The organism is Natribaculum luteum, from assembly GCF_023008545.1.
GTDB lineage: Archaea > Halobacteriota > Halobacteria > Halobacteriales > Natrialbaceae > Natribaculum > Natribaculum luteum.
The window spans coordinates 955735-974991 of sequence record NZ_CP095397.1; the positions used below are offsets into that span (position 1 = coordinate 955735).

Annotated in this window: 20 protein-coding genes and 1 pseudogene; 9 read left to right on the top strand and 12 right to left on the bottom strand. The window is 65.8% G+C overall.

What is annotated here, in order from left to right:
* Both MU558_RS04945 and MU558_RS04950 read left to right on the top strand, forming a co-directional pair.
* Positions 1 to 1062, top strand: a complete 1062-nt coding sequence (locus MU558_RS04945) for a glycosyltransferase (RefSeq protein WP_246972465.1) — start codon at positions 1 to 3, stop codon at positions 1060 to 1062.
* Positions 1063 to 1073: 11 nt separating this feature from the next.
* A complete protein-coding gene (locus MU558_RS04950; protein WP_246972467.1) occupies positions 1074 to 1310 on the top strand; it encodes a hypothetical protein in 237 nt (78 codons plus the stop codon).
* 24 nt (positions 1311 to 1334) lie between these two features.
* Here MU558_RS04950 and folP read toward each other — a convergent pair whose 3' ends face one another.
* From folP to MU558_RS04965, 3 genes are all read right to left on the bottom strand, one after another.
* Complete coding sequence (gene folP, locus MU558_RS04955) at positions 1335 to 3782, bottom strand: dihydropteroate synthase (protein WP_246972470.1); 2448 nt, start codon at positions 3780 to 3782, stop codon at positions 1335 to 1337.
* 124 nt (positions 3783 to 3906) lie between these two features.
* A complete protein-coding gene (locus tag MU558_RS04960; RefSeq protein WP_246972472.1) occupies positions 3907 to 4302 on the bottom strand; it encodes a CBS domain-containing protein in 396 nt (131 codons plus the stop codon).
* Positions 4303 to 4392: 90 nt separating this feature from the next.
* Complete coding sequence (locus MU558_RS04965; protein WP_246972474.1) at positions 4393 to 5118, bottom strand: GNAT family N-acetyltransferase; 726 nt, start codon at positions 5116 to 5118, stop codon at positions 4393 to 4395.
* Between the two features lie 200 nt (positions 5119 to 5318).
* On the opposite strand from MU558_RS04965, the gene MU558_RS04970 reads away from it, so the two are divergent.
* Positions 5319 to 5474 (top strand): hypothetical protein, encoded by a 156-nt coding sequence (locus MU558_RS04970; RefSeq protein ID WP_246972476.1) that lies wholly within the window; start codon positions 5319 to 5321, stop codon positions 5472 to 5474.
* Between the two features lie 98 nt (positions 5475 to 5572).
* Here the strand turns inward: MU558_RS04970 and carB are convergent, their stop codons facing one another.
* From carB to MU558_RS23130, 5 genes are all read right to left on the bottom strand, one after another.
* Positions 5573 to 8752 carry a carbamoyl-phosphate synthase large subunit gene (gene carB / locus MU558_RS04975; protein WP_246972477.1) on the bottom strand — a complete coding sequence of 1060 codons (3180 nt, stop codon included), beginning with the start codon at positions 8750 to 8752 and terminating at the stop codon, positions 5573 to 5575.
* A gap of 246 nt (positions 8753 to 8998) precedes the next feature.
* Positions 8999 to 9532, bottom strand: a complete 534-nt coding sequence (locus MU558_RS04980; RefSeq protein WP_246972479.1) for a DUF5815 family protein — start codon at positions 9530 to 9532, stop codon at positions 8999 to 9001.
* A 120-nt stretch (positions 9533 to 9652) separates the two neighbouring features.
* Positions 9653 to 10423 (bottom strand): glycerophosphoryl diester phosphodiesterase membrane domain-containing protein, encoded by a 771-nt coding sequence (locus MU558_RS04985; protein WP_246972481.1) that lies wholly within the window; start codon positions 10421 to 10423, stop codon positions 9653 to 9655.
* A 3-nt stretch (positions 10424 to 10426) separates the two neighbouring features.
* Positions 10427 to 10837 carry a DUF7124 domain-containing protein gene (locus MU558_RS04990; protein WP_246972483.1) on the bottom strand — a complete coding sequence of 137 codons (411 nt, stop codon included), beginning with the start codon at positions 10835 to 10837 and terminating at the stop codon, positions 10427 to 10429.
* 117 nt (positions 10838 to 10954) lie between these two features.
* A complete protein-coding gene (locus MU558_RS23130) occupies positions 10955 to 11089 on the bottom strand; it encodes a hypothetical protein (protein ID WP_265781571.1) in 135 nt (44 codons plus the stop codon).
* A gap of 44 nt (positions 11090 to 11133) precedes the next feature.
* On the opposite strand from MU558_RS23130, the gene MU558_RS04995 reads away from it, so the two are divergent.
* From MU558_RS04995 to MU558_RS05010, 4 genes are all read left to right on the top strand, one after another.
* Positions 11134 to 12155, top strand: a protein-coding gene (locus MU558_RS04995) for an IS630 family transposase (RefSeq protein WP_425607624.1) whose coding sequence is annotated in 2 segments (ribosomal slippage) — positions 11134 to 11638 and positions 11638 to 12155 — 1023 coding nt in all. Because the reading frame shifts where the segments join, the coding sequence is not laid out codon by codon here.
* A gap of 272 nt (positions 12156 to 12427) precedes the next feature.
* Complete coding sequence (locus tag MU558_RS05000) at positions 12428 to 12715, top strand: DUF5808 domain-containing protein (protein WP_246972487.1); 288 nt, start codon at positions 12428 to 12430, stop codon at positions 12713 to 12715.
* A 340-nt stretch (positions 12716 to 13055) separates the two neighbouring features.
* On the top strand, positions 13056 to 13205 hold the full coding sequence (locus MU558_RS05005) for a DUF7512 family protein (protein WP_246972488.1): 150 nt from the start codon (positions 13056 to 13058) through the stop codon (positions 13203 to 13205).
* A 9-nt stretch (positions 13206 to 13214) separates the two neighbouring features.
* On the top strand, positions 13215 to 14213 hold the full coding sequence (locus MU558_RS05010) for a sulfite exporter TauE/SafE family protein (RefSeq protein WP_246974831.1): 999 nt from the start codon (positions 13215 to 13217) through the stop codon (positions 14211 to 14213).
* Positions 14214 to 14255: 42 nt separating this feature from the next.
* On the opposite strand, the pseudogene MU558_RS05015 reads toward MU558_RS05010, so the two are convergent.
* Positions 14256 to 14861, bottom strand: a pseudogene (locus MU558_RS05015) (NADH-quinone oxidoreductase subunit D-related protein); the annotation flags it as partial.
* A gap of 119 nt (positions 14862 to 14980) precedes the next feature.
* Between MU558_RS05015 and rdgB the strand changes: the two are divergent.
* Positions 14981 to 15580: an RdgB/HAM1 family non-canonical purine NTP pyrophosphatase gene (gene rdgB, locus MU558_RS05025; protein WP_246972490.1), complete on the top strand. Its 600-nt coding sequence runs from the start codon at positions 14981 to 14983 to the stop codon at positions 15578 to 15580.
* A 173-nt stretch (positions 15581 to 15753) separates the two neighbouring features.
* The gene (locus tag MU558_RS05030) at positions 15754 to 16485 is read left to right on the top strand and encodes a GNAT family N-acetyltransferase (RefSeq protein ID WP_246972492.1); all 732 of its coding nucleotides are present in this window, start codon (positions 15754 to 15756) and stop codon (positions 16483 to 16485) included.
* Between the two features lie 22 nt (positions 16486 to 16507).
* Here MU558_RS05030 and MU558_RS05035 read toward each other — a convergent pair whose 3' ends face one another.
* The 3 genes from MU558_RS05035 to MU558_RS05045 form a co-directional block, all read right to left on the bottom strand.
* The gene (locus MU558_RS05035; protein ID WP_246972494.1) at positions 16508 to 16981 is read right to left on the bottom strand and encodes a DUF7384 family protein; all 474 of its coding nucleotides are present in this window, start codon (positions 16979 to 16981) and stop codon (positions 16508 to 16510) included.
* Positions 16982 to 17131: 150 nt separating this feature from the next.
* A complete protein-coding gene (locus tag MU558_RS05040; RefSeq protein WP_246972497.1) occupies positions 17132 to 18229 on the bottom strand; it encodes a putative sulfate/molybdate transporter in 1098 nt (365 codons plus the stop codon).
* Between the two features lie 86 nt (positions 18230 to 18315).
* On the bottom strand, positions 18316 to 19185 hold the full coding sequence (locus tag MU558_RS05045; RefSeq protein WP_246972500.1) for a dihydrodipicolinate synthase family protein: 870 nt from the start codon (positions 19183 to 19185) through the stop codon (positions 18316 to 18318).
* Between the last annotated feature and the right edge of the window lie 72 nt (positions 19186 to 19257).

Below are 19257 nucleotides of genomic sequence, written 5' to 3' on the forward strand. Positions count from 1 at the left end.
ATGCGCATCGCGTTCGTCTCCTTCGAAACGGTCCACCACCGCGAAACGGAGACGAACGTCCGTCTACAGCGCGTGATCTCGGGGCTCTCGGCGCGTGGACACGACGTTCACGTCCTCTGTGCCCGGTTCTGGACCGGCGAGGAGCGTCGCCTCGAGCGCGACGACGTCGTCTACCACGGCGTCGCGCCCGACCTCGAGTCGCGTCGCTCGTTTTGCCTTCGGCTGCCGTCGGTGCTGCGGTCGATCGGTCCAGACGTGATCCACGCGAGCGCGCAGCCTGCGGGACAGGTACTCGCCGCCAGCGGCGCGTCGACGCTCACGCGAGCGCCGCTGGTCGTCGAGTGGTACGGCGAGGAGGGCGTCGACGACGGGCGACTGCGCCAGTGGGCGACCGGTCGGCCGGATCGGATCGTCACGCCGTCTCGACTCGTCCAGACGTGGGTGCGAGAACTCGGCGTCGACGGCGACCGGATCGAGGTGATCCCGAACCCAGTCGAGATGGATCGAATCCGGGAGACGCCGCCCGGCGACGCCGCCGACGTCGTCTACGCGCGCCGCCTCGACGAGGAGGCGAACGTCGAGAGCCTCCTGCTCGCGCTCGCCGAGTTGCGCGACCGCGAGTGGTCTGCGACGATCCTGGGGGACGGCCCCGAACGCGAGACCTACGAGGGACTGGCGAGGGACCTGCGGATCGACGATCGCGTCACGTTCGTCGGCGAGACGACGAGAGATGAGCGCATCGCAGCCTACAGGAGCGCACACGTCTTCGTCCAGACGGCCCGCCACAGCGTCTTCCCGACCGAGTTGCTGTGGGCGCTCGCGTCGGGCTGTGTCGGCGTCGTCGAGTACCACGTCGACTCGAGCGCCCACGAACTCGTCGAGGGCCGCGAACGAGGGTTTCGCGTCACGAACGAGGACGAACTCGTCGACGCGATCGTCGAGGCGGGCGACCTCGAGCACCGGACGGACGACGAGCGGTTCGCGGAGTTCGACCGCGACCGGGTGATCGAACGGTACGTCGAGAGCTACCGGGAGATACAAGACGAACGTGGACTGTTCTAGCTATCGTACCGATGAGTGACGTTCCCTGGATCGTACGGGCGTTCGTCTCGCTTCTCGTCGTCCTGTTCGGCGGCACCGTCGGCGTCCTCGTCGCCGGTCCGCTCGGCGGCGTCGGCGGTGCGATCGTCTCCGGTCTTGGATGGGCCTGGGCGAGACGACGAGACGCGCGTGCAACTCGTATCGAGGCCCTCGAGCGTCGCGTCGACGAACTCGAGACGAGGAACGACGGAGACGACTCGCGGTCGTGATCGGATCGGCCCGACCTCGCGGACCTACTCTCGTTGCTCGTCGTCGAACGATCGCGGATCTCGCGTCGCGAGCGCCGTCTTCACGGCGGCGACGTTCTCCGGAACGTCGTGGACGCGGACGATGTCGGCCCCCCGATCGGCGGCGAGTGCCGTCGCGGCGACGGTCGGCTCGCCCCGCTCGCCGGCGTCGCGGTCGACGAGACCGAACATGGACTTGTGCGAGTGGCCGATGAGGACGGGACAGTCGAGCGCGCGCAACTCCTCGAGTCGGTCGAGCAGTTCGAAGCTCTCAGCGGCCGACTTGCCGAACCCGAGTCCGGGGTCGACGACGATCTGCTCCCGGTCGAGGCCCGCCTTCTCGGCGAGCAACACCAGTTCCGCGAGCTGGTCGATCACGTCCTCGACGACGTCGTCGTAGGTCACGTCGCGGTCGGGGACGACCGGCGCGTCGATGCTGTGCATGACGATCAGCGGCACGTCGTACTCCGCGGCGACAAAGCGCATCTCTGGGTCCTCGAGTCCGGAGACGTCGTTGACGACGTCGGCACCGGCTTCGATGGCCGCGCGGGCGACGGCGGCCTTCCGGGTGTCGACGGAGACCGTCACGTCGAGGTCGGCGATCCGCTCGATCACGGGGACGACGCGGTCGATCTCCTCCTCGGTGGAGACGGGCTCTGCACCGGGTCTGGTCGACTCGCCGCCGACGTCGATCATGCCGGCCCCGTTCTCGACCATCGCTTCCGCCCGGGCGACGGCGTCCTCGAGCGCCTCGTACTCGCCGCCGTCGTGGAAACTGTCGGGGGTGACGTTCAGGATGCCCATCACCGTCGTCCCGCCCTGCCACGGGTAGCGCACCTCGAGCGCCTCGTCGTCGAGATCGAGAGTTTCCCGAAGTTCGCGGGCGACCTCCGCGAGGCCGTCGGATCGAGTCTCGAGTCGGTCGACGAGTCGCCTGAACTGCGAGAGCGTGCCCATCAACACGGCGTCGACGGGCTCGTCGCCCCGCTTGAGGCCGGAGAGAGCACACTCGCCGCCGAGACCGAGCAGTTCCTGTTTGAGCGCGATCGCCTGCGGGTACTGCAGGCTCGTCTCGACGACCCGGTGGACCGCCTTCCCGTGCAGGCGAGTGGCGTCCCCTTCGGCGACGGCCGCGTCCTCGAGCGCCCGGCGGGCGTCGTCCTCGTCCCGAATCCGTTTGGGAATCTCGGTTCGAGTATATCGTCTTCGGGCTTCGGCGACGGCGAACAGCGAGCCCGTGACCAGCACGCAATCGTCCGCGTCGGCGTCCGCGAGTGCGCTCGCGAACGCGTCCTCGACGGCCCGCTGCGTCCGGACGGTCCCGGCGCCGGCACGGTCGAACACTTCCGCGAGCGTCGCCTCGTCTTCGGCGCGGTCGAGGGTCGGCCGGCAGGCGATCACCGAGTCGGGCGTCGGCAGCATCGCCGCCATCTCGCGGTGGTCCTTGTCGTGCATCGCGCCGAAGACGAGGTGGAGGTCGTCGTACTCGAACGACGACAGCGTCTCGGCGAGGCGCTCGCAGGCCCCCGGGTTGTGCGCGCCGTCGAGGACCACCAGCGGCTCGGTGTCCATCACTTCGAATCGGCCGGGCCAGTGAGCGTTTCGCAGCCCGCGCTCTACGTCGCGCCGGGAAACGTCGGCGACCTGGCGGGCGAGTGTCGCCGCGATGGCCGCGTTCTCGGCCTGGTGTTCCCCGAGCAGCGGAATCCGCGTCTCGAGGTCCCAGTCCGGTCCCTCGATCGAGACGACCGCTTCGGTGTGGTTCGTCCGCCCGCCGTAGGTGACCCGTACGTCCGCCTCGCTGGTGCCGACGGTGACGACGTCGCCGGCGACCTCGCGGGCGGCCTCGAGTGCGCTCCCGGAGAGACCGGTGACGAGCGGCGCGTCGTCGGGTGCGACGTGGGCCTTGTCGCGGGCGATCTCCTCGACGGTCTCGCCGATGACGCTCGTGTGCTCGAGGCTGACGCTCGTGACGGCGCTTGCGACCGGGTCGACGACGCTCGTCGCGTCGTACCGGCCGCCGATGCCGACCTCGAGGACGGCGACGTCGACGTCCTCGCGGCCGAAGTGCCACAGGGCGAGCGTGGTCATCGTCTCGAAGAACGTCGGTGACTGGCCGTCGGCAGCCTGGTCGACGACGTACTCGCGTGCGGCGTCGACGAACTCACAGATCGCGCTGCGGGGAATCTTCCGCCCGTCGACGCGGATCCGCTCGCGAACGTCCGCCAGATGTGGCGACGTGTACAGCCCGACGGAGAGGCCGGCCTCCCGGAGCGTCCGCTCGAGCATCCGGGCCGTACTCCCCTTCCCGTTCGAGCCGGCGACCTGGACGTAGTCGACGCCCTCGTGGGGATCCTCGAGGTGTGCGAGAAACTCCGCCGTCGACTCCGTGCCGGGCCTGGGCCGGAAGCGACGCAGGTCGAAGAGAAAGTTCGCCGCCTCGTGATACTCCATACTCGAACCACAGAGTCCGGCCGCTTTAGGGTGTCGAACTCGCGGCTCCGTGCGACGGCGTCGCGACTCGAGAGACGCTGCCGGCGGCGATTCGGCGACCGCGAGCGGAACCCCCGAAGGCCGCTCAGAGGGCGACGGAGGTGTCCGCCAGGTCGGTCGTCGTGACGACGCCGATGATCTCACCGCCTTCGTTGACGACCGGCAGGTGGTGGAACGTACGCTCGCGCATCGTCTCGACTGCCGTCTCGAGCGGTTCGTCCGGCGTGACGGTGACGACGTCCGTCTCCATCACCGCGCGGACAGAGGGAACGTCGCTTCCGGTCAGGAACGTCTCGTCGGCCGCGAGTCGCACGAAGTCGGTTCGCGTGAGGATACCCTGCGGGCTGTTGTCGTCGTCGACGATAACGAGCGAGCCGATGCTGGCGTCTTGCATCGCCTGTGCGGCGTCCGTGATCGGGTCGTCGGGACGGATCGTCACGACCGGCGAGGTCATGATCTGGCGTACTGACGTGTCACTCATACGCATTCGTTTCGGCAGGACACTCTTAAGGATTGATGATGAGAGATAGTCGGAACGAGGGGTCAGCCGAGGCTCGGCGACGGTGGGCGGTTAGAGGTAGGAGGCGTCCCACCGCGTCGGTTTCCGGGCGTTTCCACAGCCGGAACACTGGATACGTCCCATCGGGTCCATCGCGGTCGCGAGCGTCCCACAGCCGGCGCAGTAGTATCCGTACCGGGTCTCCCTGTCGGGATCGGTAAAGACGGGGTTGAACGGCGCGTCCGAGCCGGCGTCCTCGTCGAGCTGGTCGACGTAGACGACCTCGCCGTCCTCGCTGACGACGCTCTGCAGGCGGTCGGACTCGGCGTCGAGGTAGATGTACTGGAAGTAGCGGTTGCCGTCGATCTCGAGTTCCTCCTCGTCGACCCGCTCGAAGCCACGCGCCTCGTAAAACGACGCGCCCGTCTGGTTGTCCGACAGGACGCGCCCTCGCAGGTACGCCGCTCCCTCCTCGGTCAGTCGCTCGCGGGTCCGTTCGAACAGGTCGCCGCCGATCCCGTGCCCGCGATAGTCGGGGTGGACGTGCAACCAGAGGAGGTCGCCCTCGCCGCCGTCGGTGACGACGACGCTCTCGGAGAACGCGACCGGTTCGCCGTCGCGTTCTGCGAGGAGGACGTCGTGTTCGTCGAGCGTCTCCTCGAACGCATCGGGGCCGTACCACTGTTCGACCGCGTTCTCGATCGTTCCGGGGTTCAGCGAGTACGACGTCTCGAGCGATCGGCGGGCGATCTCGGTGATCGCGTCCCGATCGTCGGCCGTGGCGTCGCGAATTTCCATATTAATAATGTGGAATGCGGCGTCATAAATCCCAGTCTTGGAACGAGATTTTGCGAGCGAACCGAGCGACACGTCGACGTCCGGTGAGAGGCGAGCAGGTTCTGGTCGATCGGTAGTGGTTCTATCGAAATCCGTCGACACTGGCAGGTGTCTTATAAATATCGCCAAAGTCTATGAGCGTAGATTGTAATTATTCGATAATGTCTGGTGCTGCAATTCAACGATTTGCGACGGTCGTGCTGTTGTTCGGCGGGTTCCTCGAACTCGGCGCAGGGACCAGCGGCGGATACGTATATATGTTGCTCGGCTTACTCGCTGGCGTAGTCGGATTAGTTATCGAACTCCGAGCACAGTGACCGATACTAGACTACCTGTTCGTATCTCGAGGAGTAGCGACTCGATCAGAAAACGACGACGTAGACGGAGTCAGCGGCCAGAGCCGCCGTGAGAGCAGTTACTCGGCGCCTCCCCACTCGGCCACCTGCTTTGGCCGGTCGGTCACGGCGGCGACCTCGAGTTCACCGTCGAAGCTCTCGAGGCCCTCGAGGTAGGCCTCGGCGCTGGCGACCGTCGAGAGGTACGGAATCTCCTCCTCGACGGCCATCTCGAGTGCGTCGCGGTTGCGGCTGACGACGAAGTCGACCTTGCCCTCGCGGATCGCCGTCGGGACGTCGTCGAACTCCTGGACGTCGAAGAACTGCTCGAAGCCGTCGACGTCCAGGTCGACCACGGCGGTTCCCTCGCTGACGACGTTGCCAGAGGCCTGCTGGGCCTTCCAGTAGGCCGTTCCGAAGTCGCTGGCGGTGCCCATCACTTCGCCGGTCGACTTCATCTCTGGGCCGAGACGCGGGTCCGAACCCGGCAGGCGGTCGAACGGCAGGACGACCTCCTTGATCGAGGTGTGCTCGGGGATCTGCTCGTCGACGTCGAGCGTCGCGAGCGTCTCGCCGGCCATCACCTTGGCGGCGAGTTTCGCGATCGGGACGCCCGTCGCCTTCGAGACGAACGGAACGGTGCGCGAGGAGCGGGGGTTGGCCTCCAAGACGTAGACCTCGCCGTCCTTGACGGCGAGCTGGACGTTCAGCAGACCGACGGTCTTCAGCGCCTCTGCGATGTCCTCGGTGACCTCGCGGACGCGTCCGAGCGTCTCCTCGTCGAGCGAGCGCGGCGGGATCATGCAGGCGGAGTCGCCGGAGTGGACGCCCGCGCTCTCGACGTGTTCCATGACGCCGCCGATGAGCACCGACCGGCCGTCGGCGACGGCGTCGACGTCGAGTTCGACCGCGTCCTCGAGGAACTCGTCGACGAGGATCGGCTTGTCCGGACTGACGCGGACTGCCTCCTCGATGTACTCCTCGAGTTCCTCGTCGCTGTGGACGACCCGCATCGCGCGCCCGCCGAGCACGTAGCTGGGGCGAACGAGCACGGGGTAGCCGATTTCGTGGGCGAGTTCGAGCGCCTCTTCCTCGCTGGTCGCCGTCCCGCCGTCGGGCTGGGCGATCTCGAGTTCGTCCATGAGGACGTTGAAGTGGTCGCGGTCTTCGGCGAGGTCCATCGCCTCGACGCTCGTGCCCATGATCTCGCAGTCGAGGCCGCGACGGTCGATTTCGTCCTGAAGGGGTTCGCCGATGTTGACCGACGTCTGGCCGCCGAACTGGACCATCACGCCGTCGGCGTCGGCCGCCTCGATGACGTCGGCGACCTCTTCTGCGGTGATCGGTTCGAAGAACAGCCCGTCAGAGGTGTCGTAGTCCGTCGAGACGGTCTCGGGGTTGTTGTTGACGACGTGGGCGTCGATGCCCGCCTCGCGAAGCGCCTGGACGGCGTGGACCGAACAGTAGTCGAACTCGACGCCCTGCCCGATCCGGATCGGGCCGCCGCCGACGACGACTACCGATTCGACGTCGCGGTCGACCTCGAGTTCGCCTGCGGCGGCCTCGCCGACCAGCGGGCCGCGGTCGAACTCGGACTTGCGCGCGGAGTAGTAGTACGGCGTCTGCGCGGCGAACTCGCCGGCGCAGGTGTCGACCTGCTTGTAGGTGCGGCCGGGGACCTCCTCCTCGACGGTGCCGACGTCGGTGCCGGCGGTCGCGGCGATCGAGGCGTTGGTGTGGCCGGTAATCGCGGCGGTGGTGAAGTCGCCGTCCTGTGCTGCGGTGACGGCGTCGGCGACGTTCTCGTAGCGCTCGACGTACCACTCGTGGATGTCCGTCAGTTCACAGACGTCCTCGACGGTGTAGCCCCGGTCGAACGCCTCGAACATCGCGTACGGGCGATCCGGCGTTGGTTTCTCGAGGTATTCCTCCTCGAGTTCGTCGTCGCTGACCGCGTCCCAGTCGACGCTTGGCTCGTACTCCGAGGAGCGAAGCGCCTTCAGCAGCGACTCCTCGAAGGTCCGGCCGATCGCCATCGCTTCACCCGTCGACTTCATCGCCGTGCCGAGTTCGAACTCGACGTCGTCGAACTTGTCCTTGGGCCAGCGGGGGACCTTCGTGACGACGTAGTCGATCGCGGGCTCGAAGGCGGCGGTCGTCTCGCCGGTGATCTCGTTTTCGATCTCGTGGAGCCGCTTTCCGAGGGCGACCTTCGCGGTCACGCGGGCGATCGGGTAGCCGGTCGCCTTCGAGGCGAGCGCCGACGAACGGGAGACGCGGGGGTTGACCTCGACGACGCGGTACTCACCTCCAGGGGTTCCGTCGTCGTGCCAGGCGAACTGGATGTTACACCCCCCCTGGATGCCGAGTTCGCGGATGACCTCGAGTGCCGCAGAGCGCATCTCCTGGTGGCCGTCGTCGGGGATGACCTGGCTGGGCGTGACGACCGTCGACTCGCCGGTGTGGATGCCCATCGGGTCGATGTTCTCCATGTTGCAGATGATGATACACGAGTCGTCGGCGTCGCGCATCACCTCGTACTCGAGTTCGACCCAGCCGGCGATCGACTCGGTGATGAGCACCTCGTTGTTCCGCGAGAGGCGCAGCCCCTTGCGGACGCGAGCGAGGAGTTCGTCCATCTCCTCGACGACGCCCGATCCCGATCCGCCGAGCGTGTACGTCGTCCGGGCGATCACGGGGAGGCCGCCAACTTCGTCGACGGCCGCCTCGACGCGTTCGGTCAGGTCGGCCTCGGTCATCTCCGTGACCGACTCGCCCTCCTCGAGGGAGATCGTCGTCGAAGCGGGCACGGGCTGGCCGATCTTTTCCATCCGCTGGCGGAAGAGGTCGCGATCCTCGGTGGCGTAGATGGTGTCCAGCGGCGTCCCCATGATCTCGACGTCGTACTCCTCTAGGACGCCCTCCTCGGCGAGTTCGGCGGTGACGTTCAGCCCGGTCTGACCGCCCAGCCCGGCGATGACGCCGTCAGGGTTCTCCTCCTGGATGATATCGGCGATCGCCTCGGTCGTGATCGGTTCGATGTAGACCCGGTCGGCCATCTCCGGGTCGGTCATGATCGTCGCCGGGTTCGAGTTGACGAGCACGACCTCCGCACCCTCCTCCTGGAGCGCGCGACAGGCCTGTGCGCCCGAGTAGTCGAACTCCGCGGCCTGGCCGATCTGGATCGGCCCGCTGCCGATCAGCAAGATTGTGCGTCCGTCCGCCGTGGTGTCCCCGGCACCGTCGTGATCCGTACTCATTTGTCGTTGTTCGTCCGAAGTTCGTACATCGTAATAAGCCCCACGAACTATTACGATTCCCGTAGCGATTTTTCGAAATTCGAATCAGGCGCTGGACGGGTTCCACCGCCGGTTCGGGACTACGCCGGAGAACCAACTGCCAGGAAGCCGTCGGCCCGTACTCGGCTCTGACGTCTCGAGTCGTAGAGTCAGCGCGGCGCGACTGACACGAGAGAAAAGCGGTCTCGACGGCGGGACGAGTCGTGGTCAGACGGGGCGATCGTGTTCGGTCTCGAAGTCTCTGACCTGGCGGTACTCGTCGACGAACGCCTCGACGTCGAACTCGAGCATCTGGGACTCGAACTCCGTCACCGCGGTCTCGTCCTCGGCGTGGCTGACGGCGTGTTCCATGAGTTCGACGACGAGTTCGACGACGATCTCGTGGAGTCGTCGAGAGTCGAAGTCAGTGATCCACAGCATCGCGTAGCCGACGGTACCGTCTTCCGTGGCGTCGTAGGAGACGACGCGCTCCGGAAACTCCTCCATGACGACGCCGAGCAAGTGTGGGGTCCCGAACTCGTCGAAGTCGTCGGCGGTCTCGACGGTCTCGCGCAACACGGCGACGAGCGACTCGGGGAAAAAGCGCGAGGGTGGGTGAACGTCCATCACGACCGCGTGGCGGTCGCCACAGGAACACGCGTACTCGCGCATTCCGAGGTCGATCTCTCTCGGATCGAGGGACTCGCCACAGGGCAACTCGAGCGTCTGTCGATCGTCACCCGGAACGCGGGGCTCTGCCATCGACGGTAGTTCGGCCGGCGTCTGCATAAGGGCGACGACTTCTCACGGCAGTCGAGGCCGGTTACCAGTGCAATCGCGAGCGATTCGCAGTTGCACCGGAACTGACTCACGACCGCCGCGTCAGGGCAGGAGTTCGTCGTCGACGCCCGCCCACTTCTCGGCTTCCGCAGTGCGGAACGTCTCGAGTTGATCGAACGCGCTCGCGAGGACGGAAAGCGTGAACAGCCACGCGAGCGCGCCCACGGCGACGTTCACCAGTTCGGCGAGGACGGGAACAGCGCCGAGACCGATCGCGAGCAGCCCGCCGACCACGCTGATGGCGAAAAAGCCCAGCGCGGTGACGACGAGCACGCCGAACACGCGCAGTCGGTGGCCGCGCGTGAGTTCCCAGCTCCGTCGCATCGCCTCGAAGACGTTCGTCCGGTCGACGGCGACGTACGGGTAGGTAAACGCGAGCGCGCTCGCGAGAAAGAGTCCCGGGAGCACGAACAGGACGAGGCCGAACGACACCGCAGTCGAGATCACGAGCGCGGCGACGACACCGTTCGCCGTCGCGACGAACAGCGCCATCGGTCGACCGACCGCGTCGGACGAGAGCAGAGTTCGGAACGCAACCAGCGAGACCGCGACCAGCCCGACCAGTGCGAGCAGCCACAGCAGCGTCGCGACACCGACCGGCATCTCGAGGGCGAGTGGCAACTCGTCGGGGAGCAGCGCCTCCTCGAACAGAGCGTCGTCGCCAAACTGGTCGCGCTGGGCTGCGAGTTGGCTCTGTGTCCCGACCGTCAACAGGAGGTGGGCGACGTAGAGACCGAGGAAGACGCCAAGCTGACGGCCATCAGCCAGGCGGACGATCCCGTCCTCGAGCGCCTCACCGACCGAAAGCCCCATCGGTCAGGGCCAGTCGTCCCGGACCGGGTCGGCGTCGTCGTCCTCGCCGTCGTCCTCGCTGGCGAGTTCCCAGTCGGCGGCCTCGGCGGCGTCCTCGACGGCGAGGTACTCCCACTCGAGGTCGGCGGCGAGGGCTTCGTCGTCCTCGTCTGTGCCGACGAAGACGTGCCGGTCGGTGTCGAACTGCCGCCTGACGCTCTCGAGGCTCTCGGCTTTGCCTCGCGGACCAGAGAAGAAGTCCTGGCGAATGCGGTTCTTGCGCGTGAAGTTCGTGACCACGTAGGTCGGCTTCTCGGAGACGACGCCGACGTACTGGCTCCAGCCGCGAGCGTCGTCGAAGACGGCCTCCGGAGAGGCGAGTTCTTTCAGCGCCTCGAGTTCGAATGCGAGCGTCATGTCGCTGCCGCCGTTCATGCACGAACGGTGACGCGCACGGGCAAAAACGGCTTCGATACGGTAAGAAGCGCCTCCCGTGATCCAAAATCCACCGGACGAGAGGGACCATCCGCTCGTCCACGCCGTCTGGCGAAGTCAGGTGAGTTCGACCCTGTAGTAGTCGGTGAAGACGATCACTTCGCCGTCGACGAACTCCGCGTCGTCGACGAGCGTAGACGGTGAGCCGGACTCGAGCAGGTCGTGAAATCGCTCGAGGGCGGACTCACTCATACTGTCAGCCAAAAATATTTCAAAGAAAAGCACGTTACTCCGATATGACCTCTCTCGACAACGTCTCTACCGAAGACCTCCGCCAGGTCTTGGCGGAGGTCGAGGGAAAAAAGCCATCACAACGGCTCATGGCGGCGATCAATTACCTTGAAGAAGACGGTGCAACGCTACAAGAGGTCGCTGAACGCTATGGATACACTGCTGGCTGGCTCTCGCGGTGGCTTGATCGACTCGAACGGCTCGCCGACGAGCCGTTCGAGGAGGTCGTCTACGACGAGCACCGTTCAGGAAGGCCCTCAAAACTCTCCGACAAAGAACATGAACAGTTCGTTGAAGCGCTTCACAAGTCTCCAGAGGAAGTTGGACTTGACGCGCCTGCGTGGTCCGTTCCACTAGCTCGTCACTATCTCGCCGAGGAATTCGACGTTGAGTACAGTGAGCGTCACGTTCGACGATTGATGACCGAGGCCGGGCTGTCCTGGAAGACAGCCCGGCCGGAGTTTCACAAATCCGATGAGAGAGCACAGGAAGCATGGCAAGACGGGTTCAAAAAAAGCGCGACAACCTGGACGACGAATACACGATCTTAGCCATTGATCAGACGCGACAGGTTCTCTCGACACTGATTCACGCATGGTTTCCCAAGGGTGAGCGCCCGTCACTCCCGGTGACGGGCGCGTGGGACAGCATCAAACTTCTCGGTGCAGTCAGCGATACTGATGAGACGTTCTTTCTCCCCTGCGAAGAGAACTTCAACAGCGACACGACGATTCGTTTTCTGGACGCTCTCCAGACCGAGTTCGGCGAGAAAATCTGCGTTGTCCTCGACAACGCCTCGTATTTCACGGCGAACAGAGTCCAAGAGTTCGTTGAAGGTACTCCGATCGAACTGTGTTACCTTCCGCGGGGTTCACCAGAGCTGAACCCCGCGGAAGAGTGCTGGCGACAACTCGATCAATCACTCGGCAACCGCCTATTCGAAACGCTTGACGAACTTCGTGATGCTGCTCTCTGTGCACTGGACGAGATCAACGTGCCAGATGTCTTTACGTACTTATGTCCGTGAGTATCAGTTCGTCGACGTGGCGAACTCGAGACGCCGCGTGAACCGAGTCGGTTCGTCGCAGCGAGAGCGTTCGGCGGACGGTATCACTGGTGGACATGTGGTGTGACATCAATTAGCACGATAAGATATAAACGTTTGGTTTGACGCAGATTTCACGCAGACGATAGGCGACGCCGACTCGAGAGGGCGAACGGGGGCAATTCGACCACGAGACGAGCCCAAACCGAGACCAGCACACAACGCTCTTATTACAGGGGACTGTACCCTCGAGTATGGCGGACAAACCGACTTCCGGTGAGATTCTCGGTGTACCGTACAACTTCGAGCGGCCAAGCCTGGGACGGATGCTCTCGGCGTACTGGCAGCCCGGCGAGGGAATGCTCGTCGAGAAGCCCTTCGGCGTCGGCTACACGCTGAATCTTGCCAACTGGCGGTCGTGGATCGTCGTGCTCGTCGCGGGCGGGCTCCTGTGGCAACAGGAGAAGTCGAAGACCGCCACCAGCGAGGAGGCCAAAGCGGACGAGCCCGTCGAAGTCATCGTCGACGAAGACGACGACTAGCGTCGATCGGTCGACGATCGATCTCTCGTTCTCCCGGCGACCACGAGCGATCAGTTCGTGGTGTCGCTCGTGTGACGTGGCGCGCGAGCGGCGTGTACGCCGTCGAAAATATTGCGCCGGATCGAAGGTATAAGTACGACTTCGCCGCTCGAGCGGTGGTATATTAGTTTCAATCATTATATTTTATCTTAGATAAGTTATCGATCGCTCACGTGAGGTGATGCTGAACCAACGCGGATACTATATTTCGCGAGTCCCGTAAGGCTATTAAACTCGAGTCGATCGACGGTCAGTCGTCGATGGCAGTCACACAGCCACACGAGAAAGCGGGTGACCGCAGATGCTAGGAATCGAATCGTTCGGAGCGACGGGACAGGCGCTCACCGAAGTGGGCGTCGTACTCGCTGACGCGATCGTGCTGTACGTCGTCTACGGAGCCGTGACGTCGCTTCTCGGCGGGAAGATCAGGCAAACAGTGGGTGGTGAGTAGTCGATGGCGATGGAACTGTTCGGCATCGCGATGGTCCAGCTCATCCTGTTCGTCGGGTTTGGGCTGCTCATCGGGACGCTCTTTGGATTCTTCGGGATGGGCGGGTCGTTTCTCGTGACGCCCGCACTGCTCGTCCTGGGCTACGACTCCACGACTGCAGTCGGGAGTGGCCTGGCGTTCGTCTTCGGGACGTCGGTCATCGCCGCCCTTCGCCACCGCGATCACGGGCAGGTCGACTACAAACTCGGCCTCATGTTCATCGTCGGGATGACCGCCGGCATCGAGGTCGGCAAGGAGGCCGTCTTCTACCTGAAGGAACTCGGCATCGCCGACCTCGTCGTGAGCGTCTCGTACGTCGGCTTGCTCGCGGTCGTGGGGCTGCTCATGTTCCGTGACGCACGAAGCGACGAGCCCGACGACGCGAACGACGAGCCCGCGATCGCCGAACGGCTGGGTGCGTTCCAGATTCCGCCGATGATCTCTATCAAAGGCGGTGCGGAGGTTTCGCTGTGGCTAACGCTGAGCATCGCGCTGGGTATCGGCGTTCTCTCCGGCTTCCTCGGCGTCGGCGGCGGCTTCCTGCTGATGCCCGCCATGATGTACGTCCTCGGCGTGCCAGCGGCGGTCGCCGTCGGTACCGACGTGTTCCAGATTACGGCCTCCGGCGCGTTCGGTGCGTTCACCTACGCGCAGTCCGGTGCCGTCGACCTCTCGATCGTCCTCCCGCTGCTTACGGGCAGTGCGATGGGCGCTCGTATCGGTGCCGGCGCAACCGCGCTCGTAGACGAAGACGACATCACGGAGTACTTCGCCGCCATGCTGCTTGCAGGATCGGCCGCCGTGGCAAGCAAGAACCTCGGCAACGCCTACGACGTCGAGTTGCTGAACCAGCTCAGCATCGTGCTCATCTTCGGCGCAGCACTGGTGGTCACCGGGGCCATCGTGTGGGCGAGCATACAGAGTATGCAAGACGGCGAGACGGCCTCCGCTCCCGCCGCCGCCGATTGAGCGGCCTTTGTCACCCACTCGAGACCGAACTCGACGGGACGACTACCGATCGACTTCGCCCATGATCGTATCGAGACTGCCGATCGCGGCGATCAGGTCGGGGACGTACTCGCCGCGGACGATCTCGGGGAGTGCAGAGAGGTTCGAGAAACAGGGGCTCCGAATCTTGAACCGGGCGGGCGTGTCCGTCCCGTCCGAGCGGATGTAGATGCCGAGTTCGCCCTTCGCGGCCTCGACGGCGCGATAAATCTCGGCGTCGTCGTCGGGTTTGAGCGTCCGGGGGACGTTGCTCTGGATCGTCCGATCGTCGTCGGGCCACTCCTCGAGTACGTCGAGACACTGCGCGACGATCTTCGCTGACTCCTCGATCTCCCACATGCGCACGAGGACGCGACTGTAGTTGTCCTCCCTGTCTTCGCTGACGACGTCCCACTCGAGTTCGGGGTAGTAGCCGTAGGGGTCGTCCCGCCGGAGGTCGTAGTCGATCCCCGAACCGCGAGCGACGGGGCCGGTACAGCCGTACTGTTTCGCGACGTCTGGCTCGAGAACGCCGGTGTCGACGCAGCGAGCCTGGAACACCTCGTTGGTAACGAGCAGGTCGTGGTACTCGTCGATCTTCGCCGGGAGCCCGTCGAGGACGTCGCCGACGAACTCGGCTGTGCCTCCGGAACGGCCGCCGAACACCTCCGGAAGGCAGAGCAGACAGTGATCGACAGCCTCGAGTTGTAACCGACGACGCTTTGCCCCCGCCGGACGGCCCCTCGAACATGGCCATCCAGTTCGTCACGGGCAACGAGGGGAAAGTCCGGGAAGCACGCGAGTACCTCGAGGGCGTCGAACCAGTCGAGCAGGTCGCGTTCGACTACACGGAGATCCAGAGCGACGACCTCGGCGAAATCGCGGCACACGGCGCACTCGAGGCGTTCGAGGAACTCGGCGGCGAAGACGGCGTGCTCGTCGACGACGCGGGGCTGTTCGTCGACGCGCTCGGAGGATTTCCGGGGCCGTACTCGGCGTACGTCGAGGACACAGTCGGCGTCGAACGCCTCTGGCGGCTCGCGAGCGAGGAGGAGAACCGGCGGGCACACTTCCGGACGGTGCTGGCCTACGTCGACGGCGAGCTGCTCCGCACCGCGGAACGCTCGAGCAGGGACGGAAGCGACCCACGAGAGCTTGGCGTACAGACGTTCGAGGGATCGGTCGCCGGGACGCTCGTCGCACCCCGGGGCGAGGGCGGGTTCGGCTACGATCCGATCTTCGAGTACAACGGGACGACGATGGCGGAGATGAGCACCGAAGAGAAGAACGCGATCTCCCACCGAGGGCGCGCCCTGGCGGCATTCGCGGACTGGTACGCCGACCGGTGATAGTGTCGACTGCGACTGTGTCCCGGGCCGGGGGCCACGGGCGCTCCGGACCTGACTCGCAACCGTCGTTACGAGTCGGCCGACCGGCACCGATCTACATCGGTCCGTTCGACAGTTTGTGTAGATTGGTAACAGTAGACAATGACTAAACCCTCCGTCGCCGTACGGAGGGTATGGACGCAATCGAGCGGCCAACGTTCGAGTCCGACGCCAGTCGGCGGATCTACGAGTACGTCGAGCGAAACGGCACCGTAAAACGGAACTCGCTTCGCGATCACGTCGACCTCTCCGCCGAGGAGTTCGGGACGCACCTCGAGGAGCTGAAGACGAGAGGATACCTGGAAGAAGAGGGCGGGACGCTCCAGATCGCACTCGAGTTCGGCGCGATCGAGGAGTACGAGACCGACGGCCTCCACTTTACCGTTCGCCCGGCACGCCAGACCGACTTCGATGGACTCGTCGAGACCATCCGCGACGTCACCGCCGAGGAGACGTACGTCGTCGCCGAGACTATCGCCGAGCAACTCCTCTACGAGCAGGCCGTGACCCGGCACAACACCGTCGAGTCGCGCGTGTTCTTCGTCGCCACCGTCGACGGCGAGGTGGTCGGGTGGACCCACCTCGACTGTCCGCAGGTCGACCAGGTCCAGGAGGTCGCCCGCCAGACCGTCGGCGTTCGCGAGGCCTACCGCGGGAAGGGCATCGGGAGCAAACTGCTCCAGCGCGGACTCGAGTGGGCCGAGGCGAACGGCTACCGGAAGGTGTACAACAGCGTTCCGATGACCAACGACCGGGCGCTCGAGTTTCTCACCGACCACGGCTGGGACACCGAGGCCATCCGCCGGGACCACTACACGATCGACGGCGAGTACGTCGACGAGGTCATGATGGCCTACAGCTTCTAGGCGCGCCCGACGCTGCCGACGATCACGCCCGCGGGTCGACGTCCGGGCCCGGGTACGTGCTGCCTTCGACGGCCTCGTAGAGGCTCTCGGCGTCGAACAGGCGGGCGAAGGCGTCCGGCGGGCGAACGCTGACCGAGATTCGCGGCTGCAGCGTCAGCCCCGCCTTCGCGGACCGGAGTCCCTCGTCGTACGAGAGCAGGTGGGCCGCCGTTCCCCGGTAGGCCGAGGCGAGCGCGGGGTGGTCCCCTTCCGGATGCTCGACGCGGACGCGCTCGTCCTCGAGTCGTGCCCGGTGGTCTGCAGCGAGATCGGGATCGGCGAGGTCGGCGACGAGCGCCTCCGTTTCGGCGAGCAGTGGATCGCTCGCGACCAGTTCGGCCCACGAGTGGCGACGAACGTGATCGAGCGCCTCGCGGGCGTCGCCGCCGACGAGTAGATCGGCCGCGAGCACGTCGGCGTCGGCGACCACACGGGCCGGGTTCGGTCGCTCAGGCATCGTCGGTCCTCCGGCAGGCGAGTTCCTCGGCGATCTCCTCGAGTGTGACCTCGTACGTCTCGGCGCGGTCGAACAGCGCATCCCAGCGTTCGGTCATCGCCGGACGTTCGACGCTCGAGGTGAAAAAGCGGTGCGTTCGGCGGGAGCGTCTCACCGCGAGCCGAGCCAGTAGACGACGGCCCCGAGGACGAACGCGACGCCGACGTTGACCAGCAGGCCGACGAGACCGACGGCGGCGACGAGGGCGAACGCCCGTAGTCCGTCGACGGGCTCGAATGCGGCTCGACCGAGTTCGAGGGCGACGACGGCGAGCAGGACGCCGAGCAGGGCAAGCGGGAACGCGGCGAGCAACGCGCCGGTGGCGACGAGCGCGAGCGCGAGGTAGCCAAGTCCCAGCAGGACGTTCGCGCCGCCGGTTCGCGCGCCGAAGGCGTACTTCCCGGCGAGGCCGCCGCTGCCGTGACACATCGGCACGCCGCCGATCGGGACCGCCGTGAGACACGTGATGCCCATGCTCTCGGCGAGGTCGTCCGCCGAGACGTCGCGGCCGTAGAGGTCGGCACAGAGCAACGACGTCGCGATCGCTGCGTTGCCGATCGTCATTCCGAGCTGGGCGACCGTCCCCTCGAGCGCTCCCGCCGTGAGCGTCGGTCCGCCGACGGGAAAGAGCGTGGCGGCCGGTATCTGGAGCGTCGGCACGCCGGCGGCGACGACGGCGACGACCCCGCCGACGGCGAGGACGATCAGGGGACTCACCCGGTGGTAGCCGACGACGGCGAGAGCGCCCACGAGGGCGATCCCGGCGAGGGCAACGGGAACGTTCCCGATCGAGAGGTCGACGGCCGCCTCGAGCAACAGCAGGGCGACCGCGAGCTGGACGCCGCGGACGACCGGTTCGCCGACGACGCGCTGGACGCGACCGATCAGTCCGGCGCGGCCGGCGACGATCAGCGCGACGCCCGCGAGGAGGCCGGCCGCGGCGAGTTCCGCGTACGAGAGGACGCCGACGATCGACAGCCCGACGAGGGCTTTCATCGGCTCGACCGAGATCGGCATCCCGTAGTACAGCCCCCAGACGATCTGGAAGACGCCGAAGCCGACGAGGACGTGCGGAAGCGAGATGGTCGTGGTCATCGCGAGCGCGACCAGCAGCGGGAGGACCGTAATCGAATCCCCTAGCGCGCCGGTCAGCTCCCCCGTCGTGAACTCGAGATCGTGTCGAGTCGGCGTTTCCCACGAAAAAGCCATCTAGACCGGGGTACGAGACGGCTCCATTTCACTGTTTGCAGTAACTATCCTGCATTTCAGACGGCGAGTAGTGTGATGAGAAGTGGTTACGCCTCGAGTGCGCGCTCGAGCAGCGTCTCGAGCTGGCGCGTGACGGCGGCGTCGACGGGACGAAGCGGGCGTCGCGGCGTTCCGACGGGCTGGTCGCGCAGCGAGAGCGTCGCCTTGACGCCGGGGACGCCGTAGCGGGCCGTGACGGCCCGGTTGAGTTCGACGAGTGCGGCGTTCAGTTCGCGGGCGGCGTCGACCTCGCCGTCGCGGTGGAGCCGGTAGACATCGCTCGCGCGCTCGGGGACGACGTTCGCGAGCGCGAGGACGCCGCCGTCCGCGCCCGCGTCGAGTCCCGCCGCGTAGACGCTGCCGCTGCCGACGAGGACGTCGAACGCCTCGTCGTCGGTCAGGCGGACGAGTCGCTGGATCGACTCGAGGCTGCCACTCGAGTCTTTGATCCCGGCGACGTTCTCGTGGTCCGCGAGGGCTTCGGCGGTCTCCGGCGAGAGTGCGTGATCGGTGAACTTGGGGACGCTGTAGAGGTAGATCGGGAGCGGCGAGTCGTCGGCGAGGTCGCGGTAGTACGCCTCGAGTGACTCGTCGTCGGCGTTGTAGTACGACGGCGTGACCACGAGCGCGGCGTCGGCGCCGACCTCGGCGGCGCGTTCGGTCGCCTCGAGCGTCGGTTCGTAGCCTTCGTGGCCGGTTCCCGCCAGGATCGGAAGGTCGGTCGCGTCGGCGACGGTCTCGATCACGCGAGCGCGTTCGGCCGGGTCGAGCGACGGTGCCTCGCCGGTCGAGCCACAGGGGACGAGGAAGTCGACGCCGTTCGACTCGAGCCACGTGGCCAGCTCGCGGAGCGATTCGTGATCGACACGACCCGACTCGTCGAACGGTGTTACGAGTGGGACGCCAGTGCCATGCATGCGCAAGCGTACGACCGCATCCAGTAAAGTGTCGGGGATTCGGTCGCCGGTTCGGGATCAGTACGGCTAAGG

Bases quoted from the DNA above. Each gene is read 5' to 3' on its own strand.
- MU558_RS04945 (WP_246972465.1), top strand. From the start codon at position 1: ATGCGCATCGCGTTCGTCTCCTTCGAAACGGTCCACCACCGCGAAACG.
- MU558_RS04950 (WP_246972467.1), top strand. From the start codon at position 1,074: ATGAGTGACGTTCCCTGGATCGTACGGGCGTTCGTCTCGCTTCTCGTC.
- folP (WP_246972470.1), bottom strand. From the start codon at position 3,782: ATGGAGTATCACGAGGCGGCGAACTTTCTCTTCGACCTGCGTCGCTTC.
- MU558_RS04960 (WP_246972472.1), bottom strand. From the start codon at position 4,302: ATGAGTGACACGTCAGTACGCCAGATCATGACCTCGCCGGTCGTGACG.
- MU558_RS04965 (WP_246972474.1), bottom strand. From the start codon at position 5,118: ATGGAAATTCGCGACGCCACGGCCGACGATCGGGACGCGATCACCGAG.
- MU558_RS04970 (WP_246972476.1), top strand. From the start codon at position 5,319: ATGTCTGGTGCTGCAATTCAACGATTTGCGACGGTCGTGCTGTTGTTC.
- carB (WP_246972477.1), bottom strand. From the start codon at position 8,752: ATGAGTACGGATCACGACGGTGCCGGGGACACCACGGCGGACGGACGC.
- MU558_RS04980 (WP_246972479.1), bottom strand. From the start codon at position 9,532: ATGGCAGAGCCCCGCGTTCCGGGTGACGATCGACAGACGCTCGAGTTG.
- MU558_RS04985 (WP_246972481.1), bottom strand. From the start codon at position 10,423: ATGGGGCTTTCGGTCGGTGAGGCGCTCGAGGACGGGATCGTCCGCCTG.
- MU558_RS04990 (WP_246972483.1), bottom strand. From the start codon at position 10,837: ATGAACGGCGGCAGCGACATGACGCTCGCATTCGAACTCGAGGCGCTG.
- MU558_RS23130 (WP_265781571.1), bottom strand. From the start codon at position 11,089: ATGAGTGAGTCCGCCCTCGAGCGATTTCACGACCTGCTCGAGTCCGGC.
- MU558_RS05000 (WP_246972487.1), top strand. From the start codon at position 12,428: ATGGCGGACAAACCGACTTCCGGTGAGATTCTCGGTGTACCGTACAAC.
- MU558_RS05005 (WP_246972488.1), top strand. From the start codon at position 13,056: ATGCTAGGAATCGAATCGTTCGGAGCGACGGGACAGGCGCTCACCGAA.
- MU558_RS05010 (WP_246974831.1), top strand. From the start codon at position 13,215: ATGGAACTGTTCGGCATCGCGATGGTCCAGCTCATCCTGTTCGTCGGG.
- rdgB (WP_246972490.1), top strand. From the start codon at position 14,981: ATGGCCATCCAGTTCGTCACGGGCAACGAGGGGAAAGTCCGGGAAGCA.
- MU558_RS05030 (WP_246972492.1), top strand. From the start codon at position 15,754: ATGGACGCAATCGAGCGGCCAACGTTCGAGTCCGACGCCAGTCGGCGG.
- MU558_RS05035 (WP_246972494.1), bottom strand. From the start codon at position 16,981: ATGCCTGAGCGACCGAACCCGGCCCGTGTGGTCGCCGACGCCGACGTG.
- MU558_RS05040 (WP_246972497.1), bottom strand. From the start codon at position 18,229: ATGGCTTTTTCGTGGGAAACGCCGACTCGACACGATCTCGAGTTCACG.
- MU558_RS05045 (WP_246972500.1), bottom strand. From the start codon at position 19,185: ATGCATGGCACTGGCGTCCCACTCGTAACACCGTTCGACGAGTCGGGT.